We start from the raw sequence: 8,140 nt of genomic DNA, 5'->3' as shown, positions 1-8,140 counted from the left end.
GTACAACTGAGGATAATATTGAATTAGCTATAAACATTACATAAAAAACATCCCCAATTTTACTGAGAGAAATATGTAAACATGTTATGAGCTTGATATGGGATATTGCAACATTTACGACGGATGAAATATGTCCGAGCTGCCAAGATTCAAATTTGAAAATTTCTTCGTCAATTGATACTAAACAAATTTATAAAACGTGTGATAATTGTCTCGTTACTATTTATCATAACAGCTTTATTGAAAGACCAGAAGAGATGGTTCCTGCAACAAGGAAGCAAGTTGGAATTCTTGAAGTATAGGGACGGTTTTTATCCCATTTTGGAAGCAGGCATTCAGAATCCGGTGATCAAAGCATGGTACAGCTAGCTTGCGGTGGGGCTTTCTCGATGTTTGTGATTTAAAAAGAGAAAGTGGAACAATTCGATGACGCGAAGAAAGGGCATAACTACTGAACAAGAGAAGAGATTTCAATACTCTAGACGTTGATAATGTTGAAAGAGTATATACAAAGTAAAACATACGTTGGATGTAGAATGCCTAATTCAGAGGCTAGGAGGAATCAAATAGAATGAGAGATCGTTTATGTATTGAAGGTAAATGTAGAGAAACAATTGAATATAATATTGAGTTTATTCAAGAAAATAGAGAAGATATTAGAAGTTTAAAAGAAGATACTAAGAAAGGGATACAAAGGAATAAAAAAGATAATAAAAGTATCATAGAAGCAAGTTACTTAACAAATTTTATTTATGAGATGGAGAATATTAGAGCAAAGTATTCTTTAGGTGAAGATATCAGTTCTATAGAGGAAGATTTTCATAATGCAATTTATGATCTAGAACATATCGGGACTAGAGAAGTTGGCTATATAAATTTTCTTTGGATGATTTCGTTGGGAATATTACTAGAAACTGATAAAAAAAATATAGAAAGACTAAAAAAGTTAGTAGGGAAAGAGAATATTAAAGATTTCGTGATTGACTACTTACTATGTGCTTGTGATAGTGGATGGTCAAAAATTACCGATCATTACGAAAAAGAAATTCCATATTCAAAAACTAGAGAAATTATAGAGCTTGCGCAAACTGATAAAAGAGAAGCATCTAAAAGAATGCAAACATACATGGAAAAAGAATGGTTTAAAGGTCACTATGATTATGAATGGAAAAATGCGCATAAAGAACCTGGGTATGTAGGTTTTTGGGGCTTTGAAACCGCAGCGCTAACAAAAATTTTAGAACTTGATGATTCAAATCTAAAAGACAATAATCACTATCCATATGATTTGGCACATTACAAGAATTCAATGAATTTCAAGCACTTCAACATTAATGAGTACTTAGTTATGGACATGGAAAAGGAAAAAGATTGGCAAGAGGGAATCGAAAGCAATCCTTTATTAGAAAAAATCATCCCAATGAGATGGCATTCCTTTGTCGATGAACTCATAAAAGATTATGAAGAGCTAGAAGATGAGCGTTTTTATGAAAAATATAAAGAGCCCCTTGAATTAGATCAAATATGGTTTTCGATTGATGATTATAATGAAGAAAACAAAAGGAAAAATCTACTTGGAACTTTAATTGTTTTTGCCTTAACAGATAGAGAGTATATTTTACAATTGGACTATAAAGAGGATTTAGAGGATTACGTTGATCATATCAAAAATTTCTGGAATGATTCAGAAACAAAATTAGTTCAATTTATTTTAAATAATGATCAGAATTATTATGCATGGGTTCCAAAAGAAGTGAATATCCAGCATATGTATGAAGTGAATATAGAGGATGTAGAAGAAGCTCAATAAGATTATTGCAAAGAATATTCTTGGAGAAATGATTAAGGAGTATGAAAATGGAAATAAACTTCTATAAGGAGTGCAAAAATGAAAGAAAGCTTTAAAGTAAAAGAAATCTATTCTGAGGGTTATGAAAGATGGATTAAGGCTTGGAGCAATCAATTTAAAACAATGTAATGGCTACACTTTATAGAATTTGATGAATACATACAAAATCCAGCAGTGACAAACTTATTAACTATTGGGGATACTGTAACAGGTGCTTTGAAAATTGGTTTAGTAACTGAATGCAAAGTATTAAAAAGTATTCCTAAAGTTGGATTCATCCAATCAATTGAAAAATCTCCAAGCATAAAAGCTTTTGGAATGGTTAAGCGGATTGAAGACGATGCCACTGTCATATGCAGTATTGATAAGTTAGGTGAACATATAATGATAGAATTTGAGAAGAATATTAATTTAAGGATTGGAGAATTGATTGAAGTTAATGGTTCTCTCGAGTTGGAAAGAGAGTGAAAATTCTTATTGGTGAAAAGAAGAGTGTCTGTCATCTGTCAAATCCGACAAGTGACAGGCATTTTTCAATAGTTACTTCATTGAAAGAAAGGGGATTTGATTAAAAATCCCTGTTGACAGATATCATTAGAGGGAGAATTGCTGCTGATGAATAATATTCATGATTGTAAGATATTAAATTATCAAATAGATTTTGAGAATTCGAAAATAGAAATTATAGCTTTGAGTGACCATGATAAGTTAGTGAGGATTTTGTTTGAGGATTTTTTAGCTTTCCATTTTGAAAACCAGATACCTAATAGCATACTTTTAGATATCGTAGAAGGAGAGATTGCTTCCTTTGTACTTGAGAATAAAGAATTGTTAAATAAAGGGAAAGCTTATGATTGGCCAATGGATTATTGCCATGTGGATGAAATTGTACATCATATTCAAAAAAATAGTTATCAGTACTATAAAATACGATCCTCATATGGATTAAATGGATGGGTACTGTCTAGAAATGTGACTGTTGATGAATAGCAAGTAAATAGTGTCTGTCGTTTGTTGGAACAACAAGTGGCAGGCATTTTCACTATTAGTAACTATGGATGTATCGGGTGTGACCTATAAATTTAATTTTTTATTTAATTTTATGTATGCCCCTAACCTTAGTGACTTGTATGGGAAATTCTGTTATAAAAAGTATAGGTGATTTATATGATGTCATAAGAGTTATAGGTGAAAAACTGAAGAAGGATAAATACATAAAGAAAGATATTGATGTCGAAGTAAAAGAAGACTTCAAAGTGAAATTATATAAAAATGAAACGAGGCGAAAAGATAACAATTGAATTTCCAATACCAGATGGATATATATATCCGAAAAACATTAAAAGGATGAATAGTATGTGGAGAGAAAAACTAGTAGAAGTAGAAAAAGTTTTGAGTAAGTTTAACTACAAATTAGACGCTCCTGCAAATAAGAAAGAGATTCAAATATTTGCTGATGAAGTAAAGAAGAAATTTGGTTTTGATTTACCGAGGAATATATTGATTTATTAAAAGTAATGAACGGATATGAGTTTAACGGTTTTATCATTTACGGTATATAGATGAAAGACTTTTAGAAAAAAAGCCTGACGAGCATATAAATGGTTTTATTGAATTAAGCGAAATTTGGTATGAAAATGAACATCAAAAACAATATATATTTATCGGTGAAGATAATATATCTTGGTATGTTTATGATTTTGTAAGTAAAAAATACGTTATAGTTGATAAACCTGGTGGTGACGAAATGGAATATTTCGACCGATTTGATGGAATTATTGCCAAACTTTTAACTGATTCGATATTATAATCAAAGACTAGGGGTGGCCATCATTGTACCTTTTTAGTCTTTTTTTATTAGGATAATAGAATTTAAAGTTTGATAATAAAAAGTGTCGCTGACAAAGCGTAATTTTAAGAGATATTACCTTAAAGTAGGAGGTATTATGTTTATACTACTTGTATTAAAACCAATAAAATTCCTGAATGGTGTTTAGCGAATCAAGATTATTCTAAGTTTAGTAATGCGAAATTAGTTGCTACGGTAATTACATTATAAGTTGGTGAGTGCAATTAATTATTATTGGCAAATATCTAAATATAAAAATGATGAGCTTCCTTTAAGTGGAAAAGGGAGCAGTCCTACTTGGTCGTCTGTTTCAGATATAGGAAATACGTATAATGGAAATACATTCTTGAAAAGTGATTATTTAACAGTTGAAGAGCTTTTTATTAAGGCTATCCAGGCTTTTATGAATTGTACAAATTCAAATAAACTCATTGTTAACCAACTCGAAAAAACATTAAAGTTAGATCTGATTGAAGCCAGTCTTTTAAAAGCTAGATTTTCTTTGGAGGAATCTAAAGAAATGCTAGAATTTTTTAAAGAAGTTGAAAAAGGAATGACTATTGGGTTATCTGAGGTAAAGCTTATTACTCAATTGGCTCTGAGAGAGTATGTGTGGACACAGTTACAATCAGACTCATTGTTTGTGAGATTTGATTATGATTATTTTGTTGATATTGGGAGTACAATACAGTGCGAAGAAGCTGTGAAGCAAGTACGTGAAATGAACCTGTCAATTAATCTATGGGATGATCCTTATCCTTTTAAAATTGAATTGTAAGCAATGTAAACAATAGGAGGTATAAAATTCTGTGTTTTAACTAAGATTGTTTGTAGAAAGTCAGGATAAGGATGAGACTTAAAGAGAGTATAAATTTTAAAATTATTAAGCCAAAGAATTTTTCTATGATTATATTATTCAAACAGTTGGATATACTCTGTGTAATCTTATGTGCTTTAAACTTTAATGAGTATTCGATTAAAGGGAAAGTTCCTGGTCTAAATATTAAGGTATTGCCCAAGGAGTGAGAACTTTGAAACTATACTTTATAAACGAATATTTAGGAGATATACACAATACTGGTGTTGAAGGAATGTGGGTTTATGCGGAGATTACCCCTTCAAAAAATATAGACAAATTCAATGATTTTTTTGCAGCGTTAGTTGATGAGGAAAATGATTTTGAAGAAGCTAACTTTAGTGAAGAATGGGTAGATGATAACAATTGGTTTGTTATTGATGACGAAAATAGGAAAAAGGGGATATGCATACCTGCAGTTTATCCTGATGGGGTAATTGCCTGGAGGTGGAGATGATTTTTAGATAGACTTCAATATAAATTCAAAATAATTAATCTTGATTCAATTGGTCAAATAATCCTTGAGGATAGAACAGAAAATGGGAGTTGCTAATGAATATCTACTTGTAAGATATTGAATTATCAACAAAAAGTTCTATCGGTGGATGAATTTAACCATCATAGAATTTTATACGCTTGTGGTTCTGCTTCTAGATGGTTAAATAAGTATTAGACAATTGAATATGATTATTTCATGCAATAATCAAACAAGTGGGCAAATAGTACTTAGAATCCTTAATTTACCTTATCTGATTAATAGGAAAAGTTTTTTATTCAATCTCCAAAAATGGAAGTAATTTAGATACTTTTGTAATTCATCCGCACATACTCCAGTTAATTCACATCATTACATCATTGGATAACAGTACCATCCATAGATGAAACTTAGAATCACTATGGATTTACTAACTTTTTAAGATGCGAAGTTTGAGTTTTTAAGAGATACTTTATTCATTTAAAAAGTATTCTTTAAAATCAAAATGTTGTATATGTCCAACTTCATTAGTTTGCTTCCACTTATATCCTTCAATTAGCGTGAAATCATCATAAACAGTTGTTAATAAACTAATAATCTCCTCGAACATATAATATTCAACATTAAACAACACATTAAGTTTCCAATCACTTATATAAAATTGTCCTTCGTTATTTAATGCATTTTGATATACTTCTTTAAAATTATATGTCCATCTTTGACCATCATTTGAATAAAGCAGAAACCAACCTAGGGAAATTCCTTTTCTAATATCCTTTGGAATAAATTCCAGATTTGAAGGCAGAAACGTAACTTGCGCTACAGGATGACATAATATTTTTCCATCATTAAAATTCGTCATTAAATATGTAAATCCACCTTCAATTACAGCTTTAAGTTCCTCAAAAGAGTCTATCTTCATCATTACCAATTCCCCCTTAAATACTTCATTATTTCTTTCTGAAAAGTGAAATAATAAATACAACGATTAGAATTATGAAAACCCATTTGGCTAGAAATCCTAAAAATAACAAAATAAAAAATGAGATTAATGCCCAAACAATCCAAAATCCCCAGAATACAGTAACCCAACCTATAAGTCCATACTTATAATTTAAACCTGATTGCCTATAAGTAATGAAAGCAAAGATAAATCCAAAAAACATTGATGCTAGTTCCATGTTCCCCCTCCTAACAATAAAATTAACTATCACTTTTTACATCTAATGATTTTTTACCTATTACCATTTTACTAGAAATAGCTACGAAATAACTATACTATATCCATAGCAGTAAAGTATATAACTATAATATTACGGTGAAATTATTTATCCTAAAAATACAGAGATGGCAGGGACACTGTTTTTACCCTTGAACATAGTCTTGAAAATGTTGAATAATAATGGTGGCTATACATCATTACCAATGAAATGAGGTGATTGAATGGCAGTATTAATAAATGATGAAAAAAATGTAAAAATGACTTTAAACTTTATAGCTAATCGTTTTCTTCACTATGAGGATAGTAGAGAAGACTTTGAGAATTGGATACCATTTGAATTACTATTAACTGTTGAAAAAGAAAGTTACGAGTACCTAGAAAAGAGGGGGGCAACTTTCACATTATTAGAAGCTAAAAATTTAATTAATAATTTAGATAAAATTGTTAGTGAAAAATCCGGTAATCTAAATATAGAAAAATATCAATTTAGTAGTTCAGAAGGTTTTTTTGAATTAGCAGTTGATGAAACTTATGAAGATGACCAGGTTTATATTGAACTGTGGATTAATGTGGGCACATACTCAGATGGAAGGTCATTTGGGTATGACAAAGGTTTCAGGTTTGTTGTTTCTGTATCCGTATTAGAAGACTTTAGTGTCGGATTGAAATCACAATTAAATTCTATATTATAAAATAGTTATGCCTTGCAGGAGAGAAACTTCTGTAAGGCAATTTTTTTGATGGTAGGGCTAGCCGGTAAGTAAATTAAAATAAAATCATCAGTTACCACCATTTCAATCCTCAAATGCTTTACCTTCGTTTTCCCCCTGCCTTTTAAATTTTTCCGGAACTTTTAATGTATCGTTAAAGCCGCATAAAATGAATTTATATTAAGATGCTTATCCTTCGAGTGGGGGATTACTTCCTTGGGCATATTCATATAAATGGAAAGAGAACAAGCCCTTCCGTTGTAAATAAAAATTACCTTAGCCTTTTCAATTACCACGCTACCCCATTACTAAAATTCCCTTATATATCATATAGAAGATAATTTTTATAACGAAAGGGTAGTGATGGAAAATGGGTAAATATCGAATGATACATACAGATTTTTGGGATGATCCGGTTGTAATAGAAGAAATGACTCCAGAGGAAAGATATTTTTATCTATATCTCCTTACGAATACAAAAACGACACAAATTGGCATATACAGAATTACGAAAAAACAAATCGCGTTTGATTTAGGATATTCAATAGACACTGTCCAAATGTTAATGGAACGCTTCATTCATCAACATAAGCTTATCCGTTACAATCTAGAAACAAGAGAGCTAGCCATTCGAAACTGGGGGAAGGAAAACCTCCATAAGGGTGGTAAGCCTGTCATGGATTGTATCGCCTCTGAATTAAAAGCAGTAAAGGACACCTCACTCATTCAATATGTGGCAGAATTAATTCCAAAACAGGAGATTCGTGACCTATTCGAATCTTTTTGTGCACCTGAAAACTCTTTAAGTAATGAAGATAGTAAGCAAACTGAAGAAAACGTACCAGTAGAAAACGATTTGAATGAAGCTAAAGAAGATTCTTTGTACCCTTTTACGATTCGTGGGGAAAAAGAAAAAGAAAAACAAAAAGAAAATAAAAAAGAAAAACAACAACAAAAACAACAAGCTTTTACCCCATTTATTGAGAATGATCATAATAGGGAGAACACTCCAAAAGTTGAGGATCAGGCAAAAAATCAACAATCAAGTGATGCACAGGAAATTATTGATTTTTGGGATAATAATGGTTTTGGTTATTCAAACCTAAATGCAAAAGAACAGTTGTTGTTGTGGTTAGATCATTCTAGCTTTTTACAGCCAAAGGAAATGATATTAAAAGC

Annotated in this window: 12 protein-coding genes; 10 read left to right on the top strand and 2 right to left on the bottom strand. The window is 30.8% G+C overall.

Features of this window, described 5'->3' with window-relative positions; translation table 11 throughout:
- Positions 1-86: 86 nt before the first annotated feature.
- From HU235_RS24635 to HU235_RS24605, 8 genes are all read left to right on the top strand, one after another.
- A complete protein-coding gene (locus HU235_RS24635; protein WP_174881905.1) occupies positions 87-302 on the top strand; it encodes a hypothetical protein in 216 nt (71 codons plus the stop codon).
- A gap of 269 nt (positions 303-571) precedes the next feature.
- Complete coding sequence (locus HU235_RS24630) at positions 572-1,810, top strand: PoNi-like cognate immunity protein (RefSeq protein WP_174881904.1); 1,239 nt, start codon at positions 572-574, stop codon at positions 1,808-1,810.
- A 255-nt stretch (positions 1,811-2,065) separates the two neighbouring features.
- Positions 2,066-2,317 (top strand): hypothetical protein, encoded by a 252-nt coding sequence (locus HU235_RS24625; RefSeq protein WP_174881903.1) that lies wholly within the window; start codon positions 2,066-2,068, stop codon positions 2,315-2,317.
- Positions 2,318-2,464: 147 nt separating this feature from the next.
- Positions 2,465-2,839: a hypothetical protein gene (locus HU235_RS24620; protein WP_174881902.1), complete on the top strand. Its 375-nt coding sequence runs from the start codon at positions 2,465-2,467 to the stop codon at positions 2,837-2,839.
- Between the two features lie 282 nt (positions 2,840-3,121).
- The gene (locus HU235_RS24615; protein ID WP_174881901.1) at positions 3,122-3,361 is read left to right on the top strand and encodes a hypothetical protein; all 240 of its coding nucleotides are present in this window, start codon (positions 3,122-3,124) and stop codon (positions 3,359-3,361) included.
- A gap of 46 nt (positions 3,362-3,407) precedes the next feature.
- Entirely contained in the window at positions 3,408-3,659 is a 252-nt protein-coding gene (locus tag HU235_RS25625; RefSeq protein WP_217451466.1) for a YrhA family protein, read from the top strand.
- Between the two features lie 253 nt (positions 3,660-3,912).
- A complete protein-coding gene (locus tag HU235_RS24610; RefSeq protein WP_174881900.1) occupies positions 3,913-4,476 on the top strand; it encodes a hypothetical protein in 564 nt (187 codons plus the stop codon).
- A 253-nt stretch (positions 4,477-4,729) separates the two neighbouring features.
- Positions 4,730-5,011, top strand: coding sequence for a hypothetical protein (locus tag HU235_RS24605; protein ID WP_174881899.1), 282 nt, complete (start codon positions 4,730-4,732; stop codon positions 5,009-5,011).
- A gap of 490 nt (positions 5,012-5,501) precedes the next feature.
- On the opposite strand, the gene HU235_RS24600 is transcribed toward HU235_RS24605, so the two are convergent.
- Both HU235_RS24600 and HU235_RS24595 read right to left on the bottom strand, forming a co-directional pair.
- Positions 5,502-5,954: a hypothetical protein gene (locus tag HU235_RS24600; protein ID WP_174881898.1), complete on the bottom strand. Its 453-nt coding sequence runs from the start codon at positions 5,952-5,954 to the stop codon at positions 5,502-5,504.
- 25 nt (positions 5,955-5,979) lie between these two features.
- Positions 5,980-6,210: a hypothetical protein gene (locus HU235_RS24595; RefSeq protein ID WP_174881897.1), complete on the bottom strand. Its 231-nt coding sequence runs from the start codon at positions 6,208-6,210 to the stop codon at positions 5,980-5,982.
- 262 nt (positions 6,211-6,472) lie between these two features.
- On the opposite strand from HU235_RS24595, the gene HU235_RS24590 reads away from it, so the two are divergent.
- Both HU235_RS24590 and HU235_RS24585 read left to right on the top strand, forming a co-directional pair.
- Positions 6,473-6,943 carry a WapI family immunity protein gene (locus HU235_RS24590; protein ID WP_174881896.1) on the top strand — a complete coding sequence of 157 codons (471 nt, stop codon included), beginning with the start codon at positions 6,473-6,475 and terminating at the stop codon, positions 6,941-6,943.
- 388 nt (positions 6,944-7,331) lie between these two features.
- Positions 7,332-8,140, top strand: an 809-nt coding sequence (locus tag HU235_RS24585) for a DNA replication protein DnaD (RefSeq protein ID WP_174881895.1), incomplete at its 3' end; no start/stop codon positions are given.

Source organism: Metabacillus niabensis, assembly GCF_902829255.1.
Classification (GTDB): domain Bacteria; phylum Bacillota; class Bacilli; order Bacillales; family Bacillaceae; genus Metabacillus; species Metabacillus niabensis.
The sequence above is the reverse complement of the archived record's forward strand: the minus strand, read 5'-3'. Positions and strand labels throughout refer to the sequence as shown.